This window comes from Mesoterricola sediminis, assembly GCF_030295425.1.
In the GTDB taxonomy this organism is placed as follows: Bacteria; Acidobacteriota; Holophagae; order Holophagales; family Holophagaceae; genus Mesoterricola; species Mesoterricola sediminis.
Genome location: NZ_AP027081.1, coordinates 1,145,275 through 1,169,634, shown reverse-complemented (window position 1 = coordinate 1,169,634; position 24,360 = coordinate 1,145,275). Strand labels below are relative to the sequence as shown.

The 24,360-nt window shown below is 62.6% G+C and carries 16 protein-coding genes; 13 read left to right on the top strand and 3 right to left on the bottom strand.

The genetic code is table 11. The features are described 5' to 3' along the window. Positions 1-624 precede the first annotated feature (624 nt). Genes R2J75_RS19795 through R2J75_RS04945 form a run of 6 tightly spaced genes read left to right on the top strand, consistent with a single transcriptional unit; the run spans position 625 to position 11,146 of the window. On the top strand, positions 625-1,449 hold the full coding sequence (locus R2J75_RS19795) for a 4'-phosphopantetheinyl transferase family protein (protein WP_394365879.1): 825 nt from the start codon (positions 625-627) through the stop codon (positions 1,447-1,449). A gap of 51 nt (positions 1,450-1,500) precedes the next feature. Further along, on the top strand, positions 1,501-2,466 hold the full coding sequence (locus R2J75_RS04965) for a diiron oxygenase (RefSeq protein WP_316411191.1): 966 nt from the start codon (positions 1,501-1,503) through the stop codon (positions 2,464-2,466). Continuing rightward, positions 2,444-8,461: a non-ribosomal peptide synthetase gene (locus tag R2J75_RS04960; RefSeq protein ID WP_316411190.1), complete on the top strand. Its 6,018-nt coding sequence runs from the start codon at positions 2,444-2,446 to the stop codon at positions 8,459-8,461. Before R2J75_RS04965 ends, R2J75_RS04960 begins: the two co-directional genes overlap by 23 nt. 13 nt (positions 8,462-8,474) lie before the next feature. After that, positions 8,475-9,692 (top strand): multidrug effflux MFS transporter, encoded by a 1,218-nt coding sequence (locus tag R2J75_RS04955; protein WP_316411189.1) that lies wholly within the window; start codon positions 8,475-8,477, stop codon positions 9,690-9,692. Continuing rightward, positions 9,685-10,308, top strand: a complete 624-nt coding sequence (locus R2J75_RS04950; protein ID WP_316411188.1) for a LysE family transporter — start codon at positions 9,685-9,687, stop codon at positions 10,306-10,308. The genes R2J75_RS04955 and R2J75_RS04950 overlap by 8 nt, the downstream gene beginning before the upstream one ends. Positions 10,309-10,315: 7 nt before the next feature. Continuing rightward, entirely contained in the window at positions 10,316-11,146 is an 831-nt protein-coding gene (locus R2J75_RS04945) for a thioesterase II family protein (RefSeq protein ID WP_316411187.1), read from the top strand. On the opposite strand, the gene R2J75_RS04940 is transcribed toward R2J75_RS04945, so the two are convergent. Together R2J75_RS04940 and R2J75_RS04935 are read right to left on the bottom strand one after the other, a co-directional pair. Next, positions 11,071-11,862, bottom strand: coding sequence for an SDR family NAD(P)-dependent oxidoreductase (locus R2J75_RS04940; protein WP_316411186.1), 792 nt, complete (start codon positions 11,860-11,862; stop codon positions 11,071-11,073). The two genes, R2J75_RS04945 and R2J75_RS04940, sit on opposite strands and share 76 nt — an antisense overlap. Positions 11,863-12,791: 929 nt before the next feature. Beyond that, positions 12,792-13,121, bottom strand: coding sequence for an EamA family transporter (locus R2J75_RS04935; RefSeq protein ID WP_316411185.1), 330 nt, complete (start codon positions 13,119-13,121; stop codon positions 12,792-12,794). A gap of 1,024 nt (positions 13,122-14,145) precedes the next feature. On the opposite strand from R2J75_RS04935, the gene R2J75_RS04930 reads away from it, so the two are divergent. The 7 genes from R2J75_RS04930 to R2J75_RS04905 all read left to right on the top strand — a co-directional run bounded on the left by R2J75_RS04930 (position 14,146) and on the right by R2J75_RS04905 (position 23,181). Continuing rightward, complete coding sequence (locus R2J75_RS04930; protein ID WP_394365878.1) at positions 14,146-15,414, top strand: ATP-binding protein; 1,269 nt, start codon at positions 14,146-14,148, stop codon at positions 15,412-15,414. After that, on the top strand, positions 15,354-16,040 hold the full coding sequence (locus R2J75_RS19790; RefSeq protein WP_394365877.1) for a competence protein CoiA family protein: 687 nt from the start codon (positions 15,354-15,356) through the stop codon (positions 16,038-16,040). The genes R2J75_RS04930 and R2J75_RS19790 overlap by 61 nt, the downstream gene beginning before the upstream one ends. A 143-nt stretch (positions 16,041-16,183) precedes the next feature. Next, positions 16,184-17,908 carry a DUF4139 domain-containing protein gene (locus R2J75_RS04925; protein ID WP_316411183.1) on the top strand — a complete coding sequence of 575 codons (1,725 nt, stop codon included), beginning with the start codon at positions 16,184-16,186 and terminating at the stop codon, positions 17,906-17,908. An 18-nt stretch (positions 17,909-17,926) separates the two neighbouring features. Further along, positions 17,927-19,360, top strand: coding sequence for a DUF4139 domain-containing protein (locus R2J75_RS04920; protein ID WP_316411182.1), 1,434 nt, complete (start codon positions 17,927-17,929; stop codon positions 19,358-19,360). Between the two features lie 941 nt (positions 19,361-20,301). After that, a complete protein-coding gene (locus R2J75_RS04915; RefSeq protein ID WP_243331600.1) occupies positions 20,302-21,105 on the top strand; it encodes a type IV toxin-antitoxin system AbiEi family antitoxin domain-containing protein in 804 nt (267 codons plus the stop codon). After that, a complete protein-coding gene (locus R2J75_RS04910) occupies positions 21,102-22,061 on the top strand; it encodes a nucleotidyl transferase AbiEii/AbiGii toxin family protein (RefSeq protein ID WP_316411181.1) in 960 nt (319 codons plus the stop codon). Before R2J75_RS04915 ends, R2J75_RS04910 begins: the two co-directional genes overlap by 4 nt. 19 nt (positions 22,062-22,080) lie before the next feature. Beyond that, complete coding sequence (locus tag R2J75_RS04905) at positions 22,081-23,181, top strand: competence protein CoiA family protein (RefSeq protein WP_316411180.1); 1,101 nt, start codon at positions 22,081-22,083, stop codon at positions 23,179-23,181. Between the two features lie 7 nt (positions 23,182-23,188). Here R2J75_RS04905 and R2J75_RS04900 read toward each other — a convergent pair whose 3' ends face one another. Then, positions 23,189-24,328, bottom strand: coding sequence for a hypothetical protein (locus tag R2J75_RS04900; RefSeq protein ID WP_316411179.1), 1,140 nt, complete (start codon positions 24,326-24,328; stop codon positions 23,189-23,191). Positions 24,329-24,360 lie beyond the last annotated feature (32 nt).

Below are 24,360 nucleotides of genomic sequence, written 5' to 3'. Positions count from 1 at the left end.
GCCTGCCCCAGGCCGTAGACGCATCAGTCCCGCCGGGCTTCTAGGCGGGTGATTCATATATTGACGTCCGGGGACACCTCCGCCAGAGGTTCGCCCGGGAGGACTCTCAGCACGCCCTCAATCGTCCGGCGCTTGCTCCAGCGCTGGGCTTCACGGGCCATTGCCTCCTCCCTGCCCGCCACAAGGAGGCCAGGGGTTCATTGGATGGCTCGTTCCCTCCTTTCGAGTGGGATCCGGCACTTAATCTCAGACAGTGCGATGAACAAGCAGTATGCCAATCATGGAGGGCCCACCCTCTTGCTTGCCACAGGCGAAAGATCGCACGACAAGAGGGCAGGTATGAGGAATCTGCGAGGGGAACCTTTCCCCGGGTGGTGGACACCAAGAATTGCACATTTCCTATCCCGAGAGCATCCGGGAAGCCGTGCAATATGAATCAAATTCCACTTATCGATGGAAACCCATAGACGCCAAAGGCTACGCCCGCTTGCGCCGAATGACCAGAGGGACAATTGTTTTCGCCGAAAGGATCCACTCCTACAACCGACAATGCTTCAGCCATGAGTCCCAAAGCAACCTCGTATACAGTGCAACCCGTCGTCCGTTTCGTCTGCGCGCTGCTGCATGAACGCAAACCTCCCAAGCATGGGAGCGTCACTCCTTCCATGGATAACAAAGACTCGAATGGCCAATTTATCTGTCGCGCCCGACAGGGGCACCAAGGTTGCGATCTGGCGGGTGGACCTCCGGGAAGCGGACAAATTCCAGTGTCCCGTCGCGAATGGACTTGATCCGCTCGAACGATCCCGTGCGGCCAGAATAGTGGATCCGGTGGATGCGCGGCGCTGGCAGTGGGCGCATTGGGCCATGCGGAGGATCCTTGCCTACCATCTGAACCTAGCGCCGGGGGACATAGGGTACCGGCTGGAAGGGGGCAAGCCCCACCTGCGCGGGGGGCCGGGGATTCCTCCCGAACTGGATTTCAGCCTCACACATAGTGGCGATTGGGCCTGGCTCGCCCTTGCCAGCAAGTGCTCCATCGGCCTCGACCTTGAGCAAGTCAGGGGAACCCGGGATTGGCGACCCCTTGTTGATCTAGTCTGCTCTCCTGCTGAGGCAGGCCATCTGGTGGAACTTCCGGAAGAAATGCGCTCCTGTTTCTTCCACAGGACCTGGGTCCGAAAGGAGGCTTTGCTGAAGGCCGACGGGGTGGGCCTGTGCGTCCCATGCGGTCTCCAGGTGATCACGACGCTCCGGGACGTTGCCTGCCTGCCGGACCCCCGAGGCGGGACCCGCACATGGCGTCTGCTGAACCTGGATGCTCCTCCAGGGTACGTTGCCTCATTGGCCTGTTCCGGACCATGCACGGACCTGCAGTGGTTCGACTTCGTTGACAGACCCTCTTGCCAGCGCAGGTCCTCAATACCAGGAAAGGTTCTCGAGGCCTGATGGACGGAACGTGGAATCGTATTGTCCCAATTGACGTGGGAGGAATCCAGCATGCCAGAAACACTCAATCAAATGAAATCCAACTCCTACGTCTCAATGATCCCCAGATGGGAGAAGCAGGCTTCGGTGCGATCGCGGCCACGACGAGTTTTATCCGAGGAATCCAGCCCCGGATGGATCTTCCCACCAGCCAGACAACCAATTCTTTCCCATCCGGGCCTGACGGATATCAGCGACGAAGCGAAGAACTTTATTTTAGCACAGTCCCTGTTTAAATACATGAATGACATAGCAAGAATTGAAACAGAGATAATTAATAATATTGCCTTGAGAATCTTTAGGAAAACGTATGCTGTCGATTTCGGGGAGGCCATGGCTCTGGACGCGTTGTCCGTGGTCATCGATGAAAGCTACCATGCGTACGTTGCCATGGACTTCATGCGGCAGGTAAAGGAACTGACCGGAATAGAGGCCCTGCCGCTTCCCTCCGAGACTGCGTTATCTGCGGCGATCAAGGAGATTGGCTCCTCGCTGCCCAATGGCGAGGTGGCAAATTTCGAACTTATCGCCGTCACCCTAGCCGAGCACGCGCTCACCAACGATCTCATCGCGGTTGCCAAGGCCAGGGATGTCTGCCGGACTTTCTACAACATCATGCATGACCATGTGATGGACGAAGGACGCCATTCCCTGCTTTTCGAATCGATCCTTAAGCTTTTCTGGGGAAGGCTGGAGGAAGACCAGAAATGCCTCATCGGCGCCCTGTTGCCGAAACTGATCAATCGATACCTGGCGCCTTGGCTGCAGATGGAATTCGACCGGTCCGTGCTGGAGAGCCTCGGGCATGAAGGGATGGCAATCGATCGCATCCTGCAGGATACGCATTGCAACTGGACTGAAGGGCGAATCGACAAAACGAATATCATCGCGCGGCAGATGATCGACCTTCTGCGGAGGACCGAGGTGATGTTGCACCCGGTGGTCCGGAAGGCATTTGCTGATTACGGAATCATCTAAAAACGCGGGCATGGATGGCCTGCCGGTCAGCCCATGGCTGAAGGAGTCTTTGTTGGACAAACTGTGCATCAATTTTTTTTGCGAGCAGACCTTGTTTCATGAATGGGTCGAAAAGATCTCCATGCTGGGGCATGAGGTCAGAGTCCTATCTGATTCCACGGCCCTAGCTGAACTTTGCTCGGAATCCGGGATTGCCTGCTTCGGAGCAAGCGTCTATCCATCCATTGCCGCCCAGGAGGATATCGATGTCCTCCTGGGCGGTCCTGCGCCTGGATTGCGGGGGCGGACCCGCCTGATCCTGGCCTCATCCATGCCCGGATGGTTTGAAGGGGATGAATGCGCTTCGGAAGGCAGCGTTTCGATGGGCTGGCAGTACCTGCACGGCGGCGTAACGGGCCATCTGGCCCCTGTTGCGGCGGCGGCGCGAGACGAGGCCCAAGGGGTACTCGCGGCCCTACAGGAGCAGCTTGTGGACTGCATCATCCGCCTGTCGCGGGAGCACGCGCTCGAAACCCTGGTCGGAACGGATATGGGCAGCGGGTCATGTTTCTCTCGCGCGAGCTTCGACGAACTGGACTGCCTGGACATGGAGGAACTGGCCTGCCGGATCTATGACCTTCTCGGCAGCTACCGGATCGCGGATTGCGGCCAGATCCCCATCGCGCTGGACCCCCATTTTCCGCCTGCGGATGGAGCCCGGTGCAGGGTTCGATGGATGGCCCAGGAGGACCTTGAAGACCGGCTAGGGGAGCGTATTCGGGTCATCCTGCCCAGGGACGGAGCGATCTTCGAGTGCATCGAGATGTGTGGATGCCTGGACGTGGATCCCCAAGGGAAGGAACTCCAGCTGCACTGCTTCAAGGAGGCTCACCGGAACGCTCTGGATCACCTGAAGGCCATCATTACCGACCCTTCATGCCCCTATCTGGCCGAAGATGAGCTGCGGCGGGTCCTCGTGGACTTCAACCGGACCCCGAAGGATTGCGAAGGCCCCCAGACGATAGACCGACGATTCGACGGAATCGTTGGGCTTCAGCCGGACCATCCTGCCGTGGTCGACGCCGCTGGGACCCATAGTTACCGCGAAGTCGCATGGTTGTCTGAACGTATGGCCGGCTATATGTCGTTCTGCCATCCAAGGTTAAGGGGTGCCCGGGTCGGAATCTGCATCGGCAAATCGGTGGACCTCGTCGCCGCCCTTCTTGCCATCATCCGGGTCGGGGCCTGCTACGTCCCCGTCGATCCCGCCTACCCCCCCATGCGCATCCAAGAAATCATCCAGGAGGCGGCACCCGAGATCATGCTTTGCGATGGCGCCTTCCTCGCCCGGCACGCAGAGCTTTTGAAGGGCCGGAGCGTGCTTCTCCTGGAGGAGATGCTCGTCGCGATGCAGGATTTGCAGCGGCAGGCAGCGACACAGGGCACGAACCAGCCTGGGGACCTTGCCTACATCGTCTTCACCTCGGGTTCCACCGGCAGGCCCAAGGGGGTGATGATCGAACACCGGAACGTGGTCAACCTCGTCCAGGGGGCCCTGGAGGTATGCAGCCTGGGACCGGGCCAACGCGTTCTCTGCGTCGCGTCCATCGGCTTCGACGCCGCCGGCTGGGACATCTACGGTGCACTCCTGACGGGCGCCACTCTTTACCTGGCGCCCGAAGGGATCCAGACTCGAGCGGATGAGATGGTGGAATACCTTTCTGAACACGCCATCAGTTTGGCGACCCTGACCCCCAGCGTTCTTGGTCTGTTGCCCGAAAGAGACCTACCGGCGCTCAGGACCCTCGTCGTCATGGGCGATCGCCCCCAACGCAGAATGATGGACGAATGGTCCAGGGGGCGAACCTTGATCAACGGCTATGGCCCGACCGAGACGACAATCGGTGCAAGCCTGGCGATTTATGCCCCTGGAACCTCCGAAAGCTGCATCGGCAGGCCCTTGCTGAATTACCAGTTCTACATCATCGATGAAATGTTAAGGCCCGTTCCGATCGGCATACCTGGCGAGATCTGCATCGGTGGTGCGGGGCTTGCGCGCGGTTACCTCAACGCGGACGAATTGACGGCCGCGAAATTCATCACCCTGAACCTGGACGGAAGGGCACGTCGCGTCTACCGCACTGGGGACCTGGGCATGTGGACACCGGATGGCCAGGTCGAGTTCCTCGGCCGGGTCGACCATCAGGTGAAAGTCCGGGGAATCCGCATCGAGACCCAGGAAATCGAGACATTGATGAACCAGTATCAGGGCGTCACCGGGTCGGTGGTGGTCGCCTACGGGACCGATGCGAACAAGCGACTGGCCGGATACTTCACCTGTGCCCAACCTGGTGATCCTGTCCAGTTCATGGACGGATTGTCTCAGCATCTGAAGCAATATCTGCATCCAGGCGTCGTGCCTGACAGCCTCATGCGCGTGGACGCGTTCAGACTCAACGCCCACGGGAAAATCGATCGCAGCTGCCTGCCTGCGCCGGCCAGCGGGCCCGAGACTACCGGCCATGTTCCCCCGCGCAACCGGGAGGAAGCGGAAATCCGGAAGGTCTTCATGTCCGTCCTGGATCGCGGTGATGTCGGTATTTTCGACGACTTCTTCAACCTCGGCGGCCATTCCCTGACTGCGACCCAGATCGCCGCGCGCATGACGGAGCTCTACAAGGGGAAGGCCCGGATTAGCACGAAGGATGTCTTCGAGAATCCGACGGTGGCGGCCTTGGCCGAGCGGGTTCAAGGGGCCGGATTCGCCGGGGCGGGGCGGCCGGAGATCGTGGTCTCGCCGAGCAGGCGCGGACGCCTGACCCATTCCCAGGAACGGCTCTGGTACCTGGAGCAGTTCGACAGCACCGATGTCAGCTACAACCTGCCGCTCGCGCTCCATCTCCAGGGCGTGGTGGACCTTGACCGGATGGAGGAAGCGCTTGATCTCATGGTCCAGCGCCATGAGACCTTCCGCACCCTGTTCACGTCCGTCGATGGAGTCCCTTTCCAGCAGGTTCTCGACCGGCACGCCTGCGGCCTTGGACAGCTTGATTACTGCCGGATGACCGCGGAGACCGACGAACTCGACACCCTTTTGACGGAACTATGCCGACATCCCTTCAATCTGGGAGCCCGTCCCCCGGTGCGGATTCGCCTGATCGCCCTCCGGGGGGAGAATCCGTCCCTGCCCCTCGGTGCCGGTTGCGTCCTTGCATTTGCAAAGCACAACATAATTACAGATGCTTGGTCCGAGGGCCTTATCCTGAAAGAACTCTTCAGGGCCTACAACTGCCTCGGTGATGAGGGGCAACCCGTCGTCCTGCCCCATCTGACCTATCAGCTTCTGGATATTGCCAATCATCAGAAGGAATACCAGGCCGCGAGCGGCCTGGAAAACCAGCTGACGTATTGGAAGGGGGCGCTCCAGGGTTACGAGGAATTCAATTACCCGACCGATTTCCCTCGCCAGGCGGTAGCCACCCATGCGGGTCAGCGGATTTCCCATGCATTCCCAGGGCTCGACTGGCATGGGAGGCTCAAGGCCTACTGCAGGCAGGCCGGGGTCACCCCCTTCATGCTCGTGATGGCCTGCCTGAACGGGTTGATCCATCGCTACACCGGGTCGACGGATATGGTCCTCGGCACAGCCCTCGCCGGGCGCAACAGGCGCGAGCTCGAGAACGTGACCGGATTTTTCGTCAACACCCTTCCCATCCGGACTCGCCTGCAATCCAGCACCTCCTTCCAGGAGCTCCTGCAGGGGGTCAAGGGCGGATGTCTGGATGCCTATGCGAACCAGGATGTTCCGTTCGATTGGATTGTCGAGCAGGCCCATGCCGACCGGTCTCTGAACCGGAACCCCCTGTTCCAGATCATGGTCATTCTTCAGAATGCCGACGAGGAGCTGCTCCCTCCCTTACCGGGGATTGCCGTAAGCCGCATGCAAGTCCAGACCGGAACATCGATGTTCGACATGGTCTGGAATTTCGGAGAGAACGCGGATGGCCTCTTCGTCCAGCTCGATTACGCCTGCGAGCTGTTCGACCAAGGAACGATCCTCCGGCTGATCGCGAACTTCGAGCGCTTCCTCTCGGCGTGCGTAGAAAATGACAGCGTACCGCTGGCAAACCTTGGCTTCCTCTCGGAGGGTGAGCTCGCGATGATTGCGAGGCTTGCCGAAGGGCCCCAGCGGCCTCTCCTGCGTGAGACCCTGCAGGAATGGATCCAGGAGGCCCTCCAGAGGGGCCGGGAGGAGGCTGGGCCGGCCCTTGTCGCAGGCACCCTGCCGTTGACGTATCCCGAACTGGCGGAGCGCGTCGCCCACATCTGCGCGCGCCTCCCACGGGACGGGGGCCGGCAGGAGCGGATCGGCATCCTGCTCAATCGCTCGGTGGGCTTGGTGACATCCATCCTGGCCATCATCTCCGAAGGCCAATGTTACGTTCCGCTTGACCCGGATTATCCGGCAGAGCGCCTTGCTTACATGGTTGCCGATGCCGACCTGGATGCCCTGGTCACCGAAACAGCGCTCCTTCCTCTGGCCCATCAACTGGCCGAAGCCAGGAACCCCGGGCAGGGGAGGAGGGAGGACCTCAAGGTCCTCTGCCTGGATGGCCCGGACGGCGCCGGCCCGGACCGCCGGGGAATCGAAGGTGGGCAGGCGAGGTGCGCCGCGGCAGACGACCTTGCCTATATCCTCTATACGTCGGGAACGACCGGAAATCCCAAAGGGGTGATGATCACCCAGGCCAACCTGGTCAACTTCTGCGAGGACATGATCGAACGGCTGGGCTTCCACCGGAAGCAGCGGATGTTGAGCATCACCACCGTCAGCTTCGACATCTTCGGTCTGGAGATCTTCTGCACCCTGCTTGCCGGTGCGGAAATAACCCTCTGCGACCAGGAGACTGCTCGCAACCCCGTCGCCCTGGCCAATCTCTTCAACCGCGAGCAGCCGACGCTGATGCAGGCGACGCCTACGATCTGGATGCACATCATCGACCACATCTTTCCCCGCCAGGAAACATCGGCGCTTTGCGGCGGTGAGGCGCTCCCTCCTGCTCTGCTCGGGAAGATGCAGGCGAAGGGGTTTCGCGTCTGGAACCTGTATGGACCCACCGAAACGACCATCTGGTCCACGGCCGCCGACCTGAGCCGGAGCTCCCATGTGCACATCGGGCGCCCCATCGCCAACACCCAGTGCCATATCCTGGATGCTGCCCGGAATCCCGTACCGGTCGGGGTCATCGGAAAGCTACACCTGACCGGCCAGGGCGTGGCCTTGGGGTACTGGCGCAAGCCCGAGCTCACTGGGCGTGCTTTCCACCCATGGGAAGGGGGCGCCTGCTACGAGACCGGGGACCTGGCCAGATGGAATCACGAGGGCAACCTAGTCTTCTGCGGGCGGTCCGATTACCAGGTAAAAATCCGGGGAAACCGCATCGAACTGGGCGATATCGAATATCACCTCACCCGGCATCCCTGGGTGGAGGCGGCCGTCTGCCATCTGACCGGCGACCGCCACCAGCCGCAGATCGCCGCGTACCTGGTCCTCCGTTCCGGCGCTGCTGGTGGAGAGGCCGAATTGGATGCCGAGGCGTTCCGCAGCTTCCTGAAGAGCAAACTGCCTTCCGCCGCGATTCCCACCGCCTTCGTCGTGCTGGACTCCTTTCCCCTCACCCAAAACAGGAAGGTCGATCGCAAGCGCCTCCCTGCGCCCGATCAGCGTTTCGGCATGGCCACCGCCTGTCACGAGACGCCGGGAAACCGGGTCGAGGCCGAAATCCAGGCCATTTGGGAAGAGGTGCTCACGGTGAAGGGAATCAGCGTGACCGAGAACTTCTTCAATCTCGGCGGCCATTCCCTCCACATTCCCCAGATCGTATCCAGGATCAACAAGCGCTTCGGAGCCGGAATGACCATCCGGGATTTCATCCTGAACGCAAGCATCCGGGAAGTCTCTCTCCTGGCCGGCGCCACGACTGCGGACCTCCCCTCTGAATTGAAAATTCCCTGACTGGATGGATGAATTGACAGCCAAACGCCTCACGGTTTCCCTTTTCGTGCTGACCTTGATTGTCGCCTTGCCACAGCTGAGCGAGACGATCTACGCCCCTTCCCTGCCCCAGCTGGCCATCGATTTCGCCACCAGCGAAAGCCTTTCCGAATACACGCTCACCATCTACCTCATCGGATTCGCCCTCGGGGTGCTGGTCTGGGGTACCATCTCCGACCGGTACGGACGCAAGCCTTGCCTCGTGGCCGGATTCTCCGTGTACATCCTGGCCTGCATCGGCTGCTACCTCACACGGAGCATCCACATGCTCCTGTTCACGCGTCTCATCCAGGCATTTGGGGCGAGCGTGGGTTCGGTCCTGGGCCAGGCGGTGGCGCGGGACGCGATTCGTCCCGAGGACCGCGGTCGGGTCTTCTCGACGATCAGCATGGCCATGGCCTTCGCACCCGGCATCGGCCCTGTCATCGGCGGCCTGACGACCCAATTCTTCCATTGGAACCGTGTCTTCCTGGTATTGGTCATGCTCGGCCTGTTCACGACCCTCGCCATCGTTTTCCGTCTTCCCGAGACGCACCCCGCCATCGACCGTAACGTAAACGGAATTGCGATCTACAGGAAATGCCTAAGTGCCATGGTCCGGAATCCGGTCACGCTGGGGTACGCTTTCATGGTCGGTGCGGTCAACGGAATCATCTTCGGCTACTACGCGGAGGCACCCTTCTTCTTCATCAACGGGTTGTCTTTGCCGGCGGCCTCCTTCGGCCTGATGGCCTTCTTCATCTGCCTGCCCTTGGCCCTGGGCGGATGGATTTCCCGCCGCTTGCACGAGAAGAAATTGGCGGGCCGCCGGATCATCCAGTGGGGCATCGGGCTGATGCTTTTCGGATCACTGGCCTTCCTTCTCGGAACGCGTTTCGCCTGGATCTCGCCGGTCGCGTCCCGGCTGGCAGTCGCCCAAAGCCTGCTCTGGGTGACCGTGGTGATGACAGGTATAACGATGGTCATACCCAACTGCCTGAGCCAGGCCCTGGAGCCGTACGGTCGCTTCGCCGGGACCGCAGCATCCTTGTTCGGGTTCGGGTACTACCTCGTCATCGCGGCTTTCACCGGCATGATGGGGCACATGCATGACGGGACGCTGCTCCAGCTGCCCCTGTTCATCTTCCTGGTCTCGGCGCTCATGCTGCTGGTCTTCAGGTTGACGTTGTCCCGCAGGGGGCAACATGCTTGAAGGGATTCCAGGCAACGTGATCGCGCTGGTGGTCGCCAATGGCGCGGTCCTGATCGTCCCAGGGCTCAATTTCGCCTTGGTATCCAGGACATCCTTGGAATGCGGCCTGAGATTCGGTCTGATGACCGCCCTGGGCATTACTTCGGGAATCATGGTCCACGTCGCCCTGGCCATGTACGGATCCTACCGGATCTTTGCCAAGCATCCCTTCCTGTTCGGGGTCGTCAAGTGGATGGGGGTCGCCTATATCCTCTGGATGGCCCTCAAGCTCACACGAGGCCTTCTATCCGCCCCCGCCTCCGGAAAGCCGGGATCGAGCCGGCCGCCATCCGGCGGTTGCTTCCGGAACGGGTTTCTGGTCGACTTGTTCAACCCCTACGTGACACTGTTCTATGTCTCCGTCTTCTCCCAGATCATGGCGACCGAAGCCGGCCTGGCCACGCTTTCAGCATACGGAGTAGTGATCTTCGTGTTGACCCTGGGTTGGTTTGCCCTGGTCGCGCTTGTGTTCGCACATCCCGCCTCGCGCAAGGTTTATGAAGACCACTGGAAGGCCATCGAGGCCCTGAGCGCGAGTCTCCTGGTCTTTTTCGCCGTGAAGCTGGCCTTGACCTAGGGGAAGCATGCTGCATGAAGATGAACCCCCGAAGCACCCGGATGGCCCGCGCTGGATTGAGATCAGGGCTGCGTGCGGAACCGGCCCCGTCATCCACCTTCCCCATGCTGGAAGCTTTGCCCTGGCTTCCAGGTCCATGCTCGGAATGCTGCCTGCCGGTTGTGGGCTGGTGGCCGCCGATTACCCCGACAGCCACGGGTCTTCCCCTCGCGAATTCGATCGCCTTTGCATGGGCTTCGCCCAGGACCTGAAACCGCACCTGATGGACGGTGCGGTTCTCCTGGGGGCGAGCTTCGGAGGCTATATCGCCTTCCAGATCGCCCGAATCTGCGAAGCCCTGCTGGGCCACTCCTTCCGCCGCGTCGTTCTGGTCGCGGTTCCGGATCCACGGACCCTGCGGAACAGCCTGGATGACGCTCCGTCCTGGATTGCCACCCTCCTCGCCAGGGAGGCCGCCCACGCGGGTTCCGGCGTGGATCCCTGGGTTTTCGAAGAGATGCGGTCAAGAATCGAAAAGGATCTCCATTGCCTGCGAACCCTCGACCCTCATCGGCCAGAAGGAATCCAAGGCCCCCTCACCATCTTCAACGGGGAGGATGACCCCTGGTGCGACCACCGGGCCGCGGAGGATTATTGGAAGCAGAGGAGTTCGTGCCCTGTGGAATACCTTGGCTTCCGCGGCCGGCACCTGCCCGGCGTCAGGGGCTGGAGCCGGATTCTCGGCCACGCGATCCGCGCCGGGAACGCGCCCCGGGAGGCGGATCAATCGGCGCTGGCGCCGCCGTCGCACGCCAGCACCGCCCCGGTGGTCCACCGCGCTTCATCGGTGAGCAGGTAGAGCGCCGCGCGCGCCATGTCGTCGGGGTGGGCTATGTAATTCATCGGCATGGCGGCTGCCAGCCTCTCCCGGGCCGCTTCTGTCGCCATCCAGCCGTCGAACATCTCGGAGCGGGTCGGCCCCGGCGCAATCGCATTCACGCGGATCCCCTTGCGGGCATAATCCAAGGCTGCACATTTGGTCATTCCCACCAGCCCCCACTTGCTTGCCCCGTAGAAGGAGCTGTCAGGAGCGCCCACGAGACCCCCGATGGAGGCATTGTTCACGATCGCGCCGCCCCCGGATGCCAGCATGGCCGGGATTTCGTGCTTCATGCAGAGGAACGCTCCCTTGAGGTTGGTCGCGAGGACCCGATCGAAATCCGCAGCGACCAGTTCGTGGAGGGGACGCATCGCGCCGGGAATCCCGGCATTATTGAAGGCCGCGTCCAACCTGCCAAAATGCTCCATCGTGGATTTGACCGCCTTGGCTACGGAATCCTCGTCGGTCACGTCGCAAACAACGCCCCATACGCGCAACCCTTCCTCCCGCAGCTCCTCCGTTATCGACTCGATGCGATCCATGCGCCGCGCCGCAGCAACGACGCTGGCGCCTTCCTTCGCGAACAATCGAGCAGCGGCCTCGCCGATCCCGCTCGATGCACCCGTCACGAGAACGACCTTGCCCCGCAGGCGGCCATGGACCGCGGTGAGGGCGGGGTGGGTTGTGTAAGTCATGGAGGCTCCTGGAAAAGGGCCTTTCGAGAGCCCGGGTAGCGGCAGCCGCTGCGGACCCTGCTCCGGGCAGCCCGATGCACGCCTACACCGGATGCTTCCATGCGAGGACCGATTCCCCGGTTTCTCTCTTCCCGACCAGAAACAGAACGCCTGGCGCCTCTCCCTGGAGTTTGGTCGCAGCCAGGGCGATGGCCCTCGCGAACCGTGGCGGGGATCCTTCCCACCCGTTCCCTCCTTCACCCTGCCGGCAATCCGCAACCGGTTCGTATTGAAGGTTCCGTTCCATGCCCGCTCGGAGGTCTTGGGTCAATCGAGCGGGGGTACGCCCCTCCGGATCCCCATCAGTACCCCGCCCAGGAGGAAAGCAACGCCCGCCAGGGCGGCCGGACCAGGGGAAGTGCGGGTGGCGATCAACACGTAGCCCTGCCCGGAGAGCCTCTCGCATACGATCAACTGCCCCGCGAGGGAGATAGGCAGGAGCAAGCTTGCCCGATTCCAAAGGAGGGTCCCGCCCCAGGACACGGCGAAGCCCAGGACCAGGCTCCCCGCCAGCAGTGGCCCGATGGGCCTGCCCAATCCCCCTCCGGCGGGCGAGGCCGCCCGCCCCCACACCATCAGGGCTGGCGCCGCGACGAGAATCAGCGCCAGGGTCGCGACCCCGACCACGGAAGCCCACCGGAGGGGAGTTATCGCCGGATGGCGCTTCAGGAAGCCGACGTTCGCCACGCCGTACCACGTCCACAGGGCCAGCGCGCCTAGCGCACATCCAAGGCCGGCGACCCGGCCGCCAGGGCTCGAGGTTCCCTCCCCCACGGTCCCGCTGCCGGCCCTATGGACCAGCGCCAGACCGATCAGGATGAGCCCGAACGGCAGGGCCAGCCTTCCAAATGAGAACTCCCGGTGGCGCCAATTCCCGGCGATGGAGATTGTCAGGGGAAGGGCCCCGTGATGAGGGCGACCAGGGGCGCGCCCACCTGGCGGATGCCCTGGACCAGAACCACGTCGTATCCGATGTTGCCCAGGAGGGCGAAAGCAGCGGCGGCCTTCCAGGCCTCGCGCCCCAGGGCGCGCAGACCGGGGCCGGCCTGGCTCAGAATGCAGGAGAGCAGGCCGTGGGCGGCGAATCGGCCAAAGGTGATCAAGAGCGGGCTGTATCCTTCCAAAACGGTGGGGACCAGGAAGGTCAATCCCCAGACCATGGTCGCGCCTATGCCCGCGGCCAAACCCGAGGCGGGACGCGCCCTACCGCCGTGCGCCATCCCTGCTTCTCCCCCATGCCCACATCTACGGGGCCGCGAAGGAATTGGTTGCCGGCCGGAATCCCCAGGTTGGACATCCAAAAGGACGATCCCATGGGCCTGATCCTCCTGGCCTTGCGACCCATGGTATTCCGCGCCCTGGAGGAAGCAGCGGCACGCGCCGGAGCTTTCCTCAGCCGGACAGCCCGGGCTCCTTTTCAGCGGCCGGGGACTTCAAGCAAGGTGCGGTCTCGATCCTTCGGCTGCCCACGTTGTCACGCCTGGGATGCTGAGGATGCCAACCCCCATCTTCACCCCCCTAGAGGAGGCACGGGCTCAACGTAAATTTGGCCGCGCGATCTCTTGCCCTGCCCTGCGGAATCCCGTCCTGCCATTTAGGAAGGAAATAGTTAGTAAATCGGGGTGGCGGAACTCGGCAGTCGGCGTGGGTCGGCGAGGCCGTGCCCACCCCGATTTACGGTCTTGGACAAGCCCGTTGGAGGGCCGAAATCCCAATACGGAAAAAACGAAGAAACGGAGCCCGAAATCTCTCAGACCACCCCCTTTCCCCCGAAGGAGAATGGCGATCCGAGATTTCTATCCGAGACCTCGGGGTGGAGCGGCCAACGGAGCCGGTGGACCTCGCGAGGGTTTCCTTCCTTGGTGGCGCCGTAGCCCACTGGATGAAACCTGTCCAAGACGCTACCCCGAACTGACACCGGAGTAGGCCAGATTGGCTGCGTTGCCGCAACCTGGCCAGCGTCACAATGCTACACCCTACCGGGGAGGACGGCCCACCCTGCCGCGCAGCGGCTTCGTCCAATACCAGACTTGACGAAAAAAAGCAGAAGCCGGAGGGCCACTTCGGCTTCTAAGTCAAACACTTGCTTTGGCAGGGCTAACGGGATTCGAACCCGTGTTGCCGCCGTGAAAGGGGCTGGTTCCGGTCGCTCGACGCACAAGTGCCATTTGGCCGAAATGGATATTGACAATCAGCCGATCCAATCTTATCCATTTAGCCGACCCCAAGGGTGACACTTAGCCGATGCCCCTCCTTGCAATCAGCCGAAACGGAGGCAGCCCCGTGTACCCACGCTTTGCAGAATCGCGCCTTGAGGAGGCGCTGGAAGATTCACCGGTCGTTCTCCTTCACGGCCCCCGTCAATCCGGCAAGACGACTCTCGCCCGGTCCGTGGGTGACCGCAGGGACTACGCCTACCTGTCTTTCGACGACCCGGCCATTCTCTCCGCAGCCACCTCGGATCCGGTGGGTTTCCTGGGGGACCTGCCCGACCGGGTCATCCTGGACGAGGTGCAACGGGTGCCGAATCTATTCACGCCCATCAAGATGACCGTCGACCGGGACCGCCGCCCGGGACGTTTCCTGCTTACCGGCTCCGCCAACGTGCTTCTGGTCCCCACCTTGGCGGATTCCCTTGCAGGAAGGATGGACATCCTGCGCCTGCACCCGTTGGCCCAAAGTGAAATCCATGGCCAGGACAATCGGTTTCTTGACCGGCTTTTCCAGGCGGATTTCCACGTCCGGACCCTCCCGAGGCTCGGTCCGGCGCTCGCGGACATCCTCTGCGCGGGGGGCTATCCCTCTGCGCTCACCCGGACAACTCCCCGCAGGCGGGCAGCCTGGTATCGCGATTTCCTGGAGACCATCGTGCAACGGGACGTCCGCGACCTGTCAAGAATCGGCTCCTTGGAAATGCTTCCAAGGCTCCTGGAGGTCGCCGCGGGGCAAAGCGCCCGCCTCATGAACCTCAGCGATCTCGCCTCGCCCTTCCAGAAGGCGAGGGCGACCATCAGGGCCTACATCACCCTCCTGGAACGGGTCTTCCTCCTGGAAGAGTTGCCCCCATGGCACAGCAACCGTCTGAGCCGCCTGGTCAAGACTCCCAAGGTCCACCTCTGCGATTCCGGCCTTGCCTGCGCTCTGCTGGATGTGGATGGGGTTTCGCTCTGGAAGGACAAGCCCCTGCTCGGGCAGGTGCTCGAGACCTTCGTCTTCCAGGAGCTGAGGCGCCAGGGCGATTGGAATGAGCGCCCCCCGCGGCTCTTTCATTTCCGTGACCGGGACAACTACGAAGTGGACATGGTGGTGGAGCGGGGTACCCAGGAGCTCGCCGGAGTCGAGGTCAAGGCTTCCGCCACAGTGACCGCCGCGGACTTCCGGGGCCTTCGGAAACTCAGGGATGCGGCCGGTGATCGGTTCCGGTGCGGAGTCGTGCTCTACGATGGCGAAGCATGCGTGGGATTCGGGGATGGTCTGTTCGCGGTGCCGATCCGCATGCTCTGGGAGGCATGAGCGTCAGGGCTGTCAATGCCTTCTCGGTACGAATGGGAGCATTACGTGGAGCACGCCTGATCACAGGACCCTCCTTTTGGAGGCCGAGAATGCTCACCGCCATCCGGACCCGCGATTCCAGCCAGGTGATCCACTTGAGGGAAGATGGTCCATCCAGGGCCAACCAAATGCGCAGGGAGGCCCTCGAAGGACAGATCGTCTGCGAAGACTGCCGACAGTCCGTGACCGTGCGGGCCGGGGAGGAACGGATCTGGCATTTTGCCCACCGTGCCGGCGGCGATTGCCCCCGGGCGAAGGATTCCCTTGATGTCCTCGAATGCCGCGCCCTGCTCTATGGATGGCTTCGGGTCCGGTTCCCCGACGCCATCCAGCCGGAAAAGTCATCCCCCGTCCTCCGAGGCCCCTGGACTGCTGGGTCGAAAGGCCTGGCGAACCGACCCTGGCCTGGTGGGTGGTTCCGCCTCGGTCAAGCCGGATGTGAGGGAAGCCATGCTGAAGGGATGCGGGAAGCTCGGGGCGATCCTGCATCCGGTGTTCCATGCGAGGCTGCTCGTGAAGGAACCGGGCCAGGGCGGCATCACCCTTTCGGCGCCCCTCAGGTAATTGACGAAGCACTCGGCCAATGACTGTCTGTAAGCGTTCAGGCCCCCTAGCGGGGGCCTGACGCTTCCTAATGCGGAAACCCTCTCACCTTCCGCCCAGGAGTTGCTGGCCGCCGGGGGCCGTTCTGGCTTCCGCAGGCAATGTCGGCGATACTTCATTCAACCCCATGAAGATCGCCCCCTATGCCATCCCTTTGGCCTGCCTTGTCCTCCAAGGCCAGGAGACCCGCACGACCGCCAAGGACCGGCTGAACCTGGGCGCGACCTTCTACCAGAACGGGATTGCGGTCATCCGCGACACCCGGCGCATCGACCTTCCCTCGGGGCGGTCCCGCCTTGCCTTCGGAGACCTCCTCCCCACGATCAGAGCCAAGAGCGCGACCCTGGTGGACGTGGCGAACGAAGTCCAGATCCTCGAGCGGAACTACATCTTCGACTTGTTGAGCCCCCGGGCATTGTTGGAGAAGAGCCTTGGATCACCGGCCTGGGTGATGGGGAAGGATGGGAGCAGGGACGCGACGGGAAGCCTGGCCTCCCTGCCCCTCCTCCGGCCTGCCCTGCGGCGTGATGCCGACCCCCTGGCGCGCATCGCCCGGCTTCCGCGAGCCTTTGTTCAGGCCCCTGACCCGAATGTCGTCATCGCCACGCAGCAGGGTTTCCGCCCCGCCTCCCCTGGAGAGGTTGCCTTCGCCCAGGTCCCGGGCAGCCTCCGCCCCTCCCCGACCCTCCTCCAGGACGTCCTGGCTCCGTCTCCGGGCCCCAGGAACCTGACTTTGATCTACTCGGCGACTGACCTGAAATGGTCTGCCAACTACGTGGCCAACCTGGACCCGGATGGGTCCCATTTGGACCTGACGGTCTTTGCTACGGTGGAAAACGAGGGCGATGCCGCGCTTCCGGACACCACCCTCCAATTGGTCGCAGGATTGCCGACCCTCGTGGACGATGACCCTCCACCCGACCCCGATGCGCCGAGGCTCGACACAGCCACCGTCGAATGTGTTGCCGCCACCGCCGCAGGTCCTCCGGCCTTCAAGGAAGAAAAGGTGTCGGAGTACCCGGTCTTCACCTTGGACAGGCCCGTCTCAATCCCAGCAAGGTCCAAAAAACAGCTCCTTCTGCTACAGGGGAGGCGGATCCCCCTCGAGCAGACTTTGCTCGCCGAATCTCCGTACCCGGATTACGCGATGGACAGTGCCTCGGCCTTCATGGATTCCGAGACGTTTCAGCCCGAACCCGGCCAAGTGTCCTTCTCCCCCCTCCCCATCCTCCCCAGAGGCCCGGAGGACGGGGCTGCCGCCTATGGACAGGCATGGGAGCAGATCAATGAGGGGGAGAGGCAAATGGCCCAATGGACCGCACGACATCACCCCCGCGTCCAGCGAGTCGGCCGACTTATCAACAGCCCCAAGTCCCACCTGGGTCGAGCCCTACCGGCAGGAGACCTGGAGATCCGTTACCGGGATCCTTCCGGCTTCGAATTTCCCATCCCTGAATCAGTGGGAGCGGCCACCACATTTCCGATGACGCCATCCGGGGAGACCCTTGAGTTGCCGTTGGGGCCAGCCAGGGGTTTCAAGGTCGATCGCCGCCCGATTGAGAAGCGGGCCATCCATTCGAACCAGGGCAAAGGTCACGGGGAGCGCCAAATCGCCTGGACTTACACCATCGAAGTCGAAGTATCCTCCGCCCTCGCCACCCCTTCCCTCGTGACCGTGCGGGAGCCCGTCCATGCCCAGGCCACCCTGCTCCGTTCGAGCCGCCGGGGAATGCGGTCAGGGACCAACGCCTTCGACTTCCCCTTGAAGGTCCCGGCCCACGGGAAAGCCCTTCTCCGATACACCGTCCGGACCGCACCTGAGCCGGTTGCCAACGATGAATCCCACGACTGACCAGCACTGGGAGCCCTGATGCGCCCTCTCCTCATCATCCCCGCCCTCCCCGCTCTCCTTGTGGCCCAGGAGCCCGCCACAACCCTGAGGGACAACACTTCCCTCGCAGTGACCATCTACAACGACAACCTGGCCCTCGTGAAGGACCAGCGCAAGGTGGCCCTTGCCAAGGGCGACCAGAAACTCGCCTTCCAGGAGGTCTCGGCAAAGATCCGGCCGGAGACGGCCCTGCTGAGGAACCTAACCGCGCCCACAGGATTCTGGGTGGCCGAGCAGAACTTCGATTTCGACCTCCTCACCCCCCAAAAATTGCTCGAGAAATACGTCGGGGACAAGGTCACCGTAGTACGGACCCTCCCCAACCCGGACAATGCGGGGACACGCGAACTCCGCGAAGAGGCCACGGTCCTGGCCACCAACAACGGCGTGGTCCTCCAGTTCCCTGACCGCATCGAAACATCCATCCCTGGGCGCCTGGTCTTCCCCAAAGTCCCCGGGACCCTCAGGGCCAAGCCCACGCTGGTCGTGAGCCTTCACAGCGGCTCCCTGGGCCCCCAGCAGGTCGAACTCAGCTACCTGACCACGGGGCTATCCTGGCGGGCCGACTACGTGGCCAATCTGACGGCGGACGAGAGCGCCCTGGACCTCAATGCGTGGGTGACCCTCACCAACCAGAGCGGGGCGGCCTACCCGGAGGCGAAGCTGCAGCTGGTGGCTGGCGACGTTCATACCGTCAAGGATCAACGATCTAGAGGGAACAATTTCTCCGTGGATGGCCTTGCCGTTTCGAACTTGGCTCCCCCACGGATGAAGGAGGAGGGGCTGTTCGAGTACCACCTCTATACTCTTGAACACCCAACCACCATCGCGGACAACCAGACCAAGCAGGTCGCCCTCCTCTCGGCCCAGGGGGTTCCGATCCGGAAGGAATACCAGTTGGACGGGGACAGTTTCTACTACTTCAACCCCTACCCCGATCAGGGCGACAAACTGAAGGTCGCCGTCTACGTCCTTTTCGACAACCGCGAAGCTGCGCACCTGGGCATGCCGCTCCCCAAGGGAATCCTCCGCATGTACAAGCGGGACGCCGAGGGCCGGGCCCAGTTCATCGGCGAGGACCGCATCGACCACACGCCCAAGTGGGAAGTGGTGAAGGCCAAAATGGGCGAAGCCTTCGACCTCACTGCCCGCCGCAAGCAGACCGACTACAAGCGGCTTGAACGCCAAGGCAAATTCGGGAACATCCACGAAAGCGCTTTCGAAGTCGAACTGAGGAACGCCAAGAAGGAGCCTGTGACGGTCAAGGTCATCGAGCCCATGCCCGGTGACTGGGAGGTCATCCAGAGCACCCATCCCTGCCAGAAAATCGAAGCCGGGAAAGGTCAATTCATGGTCACGGTGCCTCCGGAAGGGGCGGCCAAACTGACCTATCGCGTCCGCGTCAAATGGTAGTCGCCCCTTGAGACCTGCGTTTCACCCCTGGGTTTGGTCCGTTGGACTGCCCCTGCTGCTCCAGGGAACACCCGGGTGGCCCAGGGCCCCGCGCCCAGAGACGTTGGTCCGGGGCCTCTCACCTGAGGCCGCCGCCCAGCGGGTCATCGCACAGGTGATCAAAGACAAGGTCTGGCCCACCATTCACGGGCGGTGCCTTTTCGCGGACCTGGAGGAGTCGACGAAAGGCTATTTCATGTTCGCTGTTCGCTTTGACCCGGACTGCGTTGGCGAGGCTTCGACCTCCACCCTTCTGGATCGTCTGGTGGTCCTTCGGCACAACGGTCAGATCCTTTGGTGGGACACCGCCGACAGCGACTGCTTCAAACCCTATGGGGCTTTCCGGGCCGCATGGAAATCCGCAACCCGGCATGCCCCACACCCGCCCAAGGCCCAGGTTCGGGTATCTCCGGCCCCCGCCCGGGACCGATGAAGGTCTGGCGCCCGGGCAACGGCGGGGCAATGGCGCAGACCAAAGACCCCTTCCCTTCCGGGTCGGTCGCCCTCGTTCCGGAGCGTCCATGCCCGCCATATGCCCGATGGCAAGCAAAAGGCCCGGTTTCCCGAGCCTAAGTGCTTGGAGCATTTCGTGGAGCACGCCGCCCTTCCTCCAGGAGGCATGCCGATATAAAACAAGGACACCCTTGATTTCTCAAGGGTGTTTGCTGGTAGGGCTAACGGTATTCGAACCCGTGTTGCCGCCGTGAAAGACTGAGTTTGAGTTTGACCATGGCTCAAGCATTGCAAGGATTTATGTTGAATAGCCAAAGAGCCAAATGGGCTCGAATGCCCGTCTGCAAGGGGTTCCAGCCAAGTCCTGAGCAGCAAGGTGAAAAGACATAGTTGACAATGAGCATCAAAAGCCCTAATTTTTTTAGGACTTTCAGATATTGGATTCAACCATGTCCCTCTCCGATTTTTTCGCGCTCCACCCGGTGTTCACTCGGACGGAAATGGTGCGCCACCTCGCAGAGGAGTCGGGACGGGCTCAAAGTCCAAAGACCGTCAATGCCCTTCTGCAATATCACCAGGAAACGGGCAGGATCCTGGCCATCCGGAGAGGCCTGTTCGCTACTGTCAGGCCGGGAAGCACACCTGAACGATCGCCGCTGGATGGATACCTTGTCGCCCATCGGGCCTTCCCCGAAGGGATCCTCGCCTACCATTCGGCCCTGGAGATGCACGGCCTGGCCCATTCTTCGTTCGAGACCATTCAGGTGCTCGTGCCACGAAACCTGCGGCGGTGGCAATTCCGGGGTTTGGATTTCCACCCGGTGCAGCCAAGGAGGGCCCTCGGCAGGAGCGCCTTCCAGATGGGAGTGGAGAAGATGGATTGGCACGGCGTCGATCTGGTTGTCACCACCCAGGCCCGCACCCTCGTCGACTGCCTGGATCGCCCGGATCTTTCCGGAGGCTGGGAGGAAGCCTGGCGATCCCTGGAGAAGATGCGATGGGTGGACGTGGGGGAAGTCCACGCCTACCTTTGCCTGCTTGGAAACGCCACCACATCGGCGCTCACGGGATTTTTCCTTGAGCAGCACCAGGACCACTTCGCGTTCGAGGGAGGCAGCCTGCAGCAACTCGAGGACCTCCGCCCGCAGGGCAGGCACTACCTGGACCGGCAGAAGGGCGGCCGGCTTTCCGCACGATGGAATTTGATCGTGCCGGATGCACTATGGAACCGGGCCTGGGAGGAGCCGTCGTGAGACTGTCCGTGGAACGCCTGATGAAGGAGGCCGAAGCCACAGGCTTCAGGCCCGAATCCCTGGAGAAGGTCATCCGTCTCATCAGCCTTCTCAACCATATCTTCCAGGATCCGTTCCTGAGGGATCGCCTCGCCCTGAAGGGTGGCACGGCCTTGAACCTTTTCCTTTTCGATATCCCTCGCCTCTCCGTGGACATCGACCTGAACTACATCGGCGCGGAGGATAAGGAGGACATGCAGGCCGAGCGCCCAGGCCTCGAGGCAAGGCTCAGGTCCATCTTCGAAAAGGACGACTTCACCATCCGCAAGGCCCCGTCCGATCACGCCGGAGGGAAGTGGCAGCTGCGTTACGCCGGCGCCCAAGGGCAGGGGGGAAGCCTTGAGGTTGACCTCAATTTCCTCCATCGGGTGCCTTTGGAATCGCCACAATGGCTGGATTCCAGGGACCTGGGTTCATTCCAGGCAAAGAACGTCCGGGTGATGGGCCTTCACGACTTGGCGGCCGGGAAGTTGATCGCGCTCCTTGACCGAACGGCGGCAAGGGACATCGTTGATGCCGCCCGCCTTTTCGATCAGCCCGGGCTGGACCTGGAACGGCTCAGGCTACCCTTCGTCATCGTTGGGGCTGCAAGCCGAGCGTTGGACCTCAGGACGGCCACGCCGGAATCAGCCGATCCAGCCGGCGATGAGTTCGACCGCATGGTTCGCCCCCTATTGCGGGCCTCCGATGTGCAACCTGACCCGGCAACCCAATTGGAAAAAGCCCGTTCAGGCCTGCGCCGACTGCTTCCCGTGCGCGGGCACGAATCGGAATTCATCCGGGCCATCTGGGAGGAGGGGGAGATCCATCCCGAATGGCTGACCTCGGATCCCGACCTGCAGCGCAGGATCGCAAGCTCCCCCCTGCTGCGTTGGAAGACCTTGAATGTGAAGCGCCACCGGGACCTGAAAGGCTGATTCCTCCAGGAGGCCGAGAATGCTCACCGCCATGCAGACGAGCGATTCCAGCCAGGTGATCCTCCTGAAGGAGGACGGTCTGTCCAGGGCAGACCATCTGCGGCGGGAGGCCCTGGAGGGTCGGATTGTCTGCGAAGGCTGCCGGCAGCCCGTGACCGTCCGGGCCGGTGAGGAGAGAATCTGGCATTTTGCTCACCGGGCCGGCGGTGATTGCCCCAGGGCCAAGGATTCTCTGGATGTCCTCGAATGTCGGGCCCTGCTGTATGGCTGGCTCAGGGTCCGGTTCCCCGATTCCATCCAGTTGGAGAAGACGGCCCCCCGCCTTCCGCGGCCCCTGGACTGCTGGGTGGAAAGGGCTGGCAAACCGACCTTTGCCTGGTGGGTGGTTCCCGCCGCAGTCAAGCCGGACGTACGAGAGGCCATGCTGAAAGCCTGCAGGAAACTGGGAGTGCTCCTGCATCCGGTGTTCCATGCGCGATTGCTCGTGAAGGAGCCGGGCCAGGGCCGCATCACCCTGTCGGCGACCCTCCGGGAATTGACGGAACACTCCGCCTATGACGGCCTGTATGGGTTCGGCGACGAGTCCCTCCATTTCCTGGACCCCGCCAAGCGCCATCTCACAACCTGCCGCGGCATCTGGATGCGGCACCCGCCCCAGGGCCACCAGGCCACCCTCCTGGAGCATCCCCTGGAGGCGATCCTGCTCCACCCTCGGACCGGAGAGTTTGTGCATCCGGGCGAACATGAGGCATGGATGAGCCACCAGGAGGCCCTCGCCGCGAAGAAGCGGGAGGAGGATGAGCGCAAGCGCCGCCAGGCGGCCATCAGGGCGGAAAAGGACCACATTCCACGATGGGACCGGTGGGACGACGAGGATGATGACGACATTGAACCCGAAGAAGAGGATGCCCAGGAGGCAAGGACCCCAGAGGAGGCCGACGTTGCAGCCCAGGCCGCGGGCCCGGCCACCTCGTGTCCGGACCACAGGGACGGCCCCTCCCGCATGGGCCCGGAGACTGAGGGTCTCCTGACCTGCAAGGACTGCGGTCACCGGACCCGGGATTGGGTGGTGCGCTACGGGAACACTGGGCTTTGCCGATGCAGGGCATGCATGCGCTGACGGAGCCCTAAAGGCCGGCCTTGTCCAGGCGTCTCGTGAGGGAGGGCTGTTGGGCGTGCCTGGTCCGGAAGGCCTCGAGCCGACTTGCGAAATCACCGGCCCTCGAGCGGAACCCCATGTCCCGCAGGTCCACCAGGAGGGCAACGGCGCGATCGTAGTTCCTGGGAACCTTGGTCGCGGAGAGGGCCTCGACCTGGCCCCAGAGTCCATGTTCCTGCCCCTTCAACCGGTCGAGATGCGCCTCCCGGGCGATGGCTGCCTCCTGTTCGCGGATCCGGAGCTTCCTCGAACGTTCTTCTTGCTCCAGCCTCCTTCGATCGGCGCCGCGGGCCTGGGCGAGTGCCTGGAGTTCGGCCACCGTCCGGGTTCCACGCAGGCCCGGCGGGGCCTCCGGGACGTTTCCCCTGGTCACGCAGGCCTGGAGCGTAAAGATAGGGCCCAGGTCCGGCTTCAGTAGCAGGTCGGTAAGCAATCGATCCTTCTCCTCCGCCGGCATGCCTTGGATCCATGCGCGCACCTGTTTCCTTTCCAGGTCCGGGGCTTGGAGCGGAGCGCTGCCGGCGGCCGCAGCCGCGATCAGGTCGGGGTCGATGCGAAGGAAGGAAGCCATGCCTTCGAGGGCGCCGCTCAATCCGGCAAGGCCCGGCGGAACGGGAGGCTCCACCTCGCCCTCGTCGAGTTCCTCCCCCTGCACCATCAGCAGCCACCCCAGGTAGAGGGCCCGCAGGTCCCCCTTCATCAACCCATCCCTGGCCCCGATCAGGGAAGCCAGATGGCCTGCACCTTCGGGGTCGTCATCCCCCTGGTCATCTTCCGATACGAATCGCAGGATGGTCTTCCCGCCCTTCTTCCTTACGCTGGCGCCCTCTCCGAAGCAGTAAGCCCCCGCCTTGACAGGATCCAGGACCTCCGCAGGGAGACGGAACTGAAGGATCCGCGTGCCCCAGTTGGCAAGATAGAGGAATGCGTCGAAGTATCTTTCCATCCACGCGTCCTCGTCTCCCTTGAAGCTCCCCCACTCGTAGTGGTTCGTGAAGCAGGTGGGCGTGATTCGGGCCCTTGCGGAATGGCGGCGCAGCTCCTCCATCTCCTTCGCCGTCAAGGCCCTGTCGATGGCCTGGAACTCGTAGTACTGGTATTCGCTCATGCCCCCGCCGCATCCTGGCCAGATGCTAGATT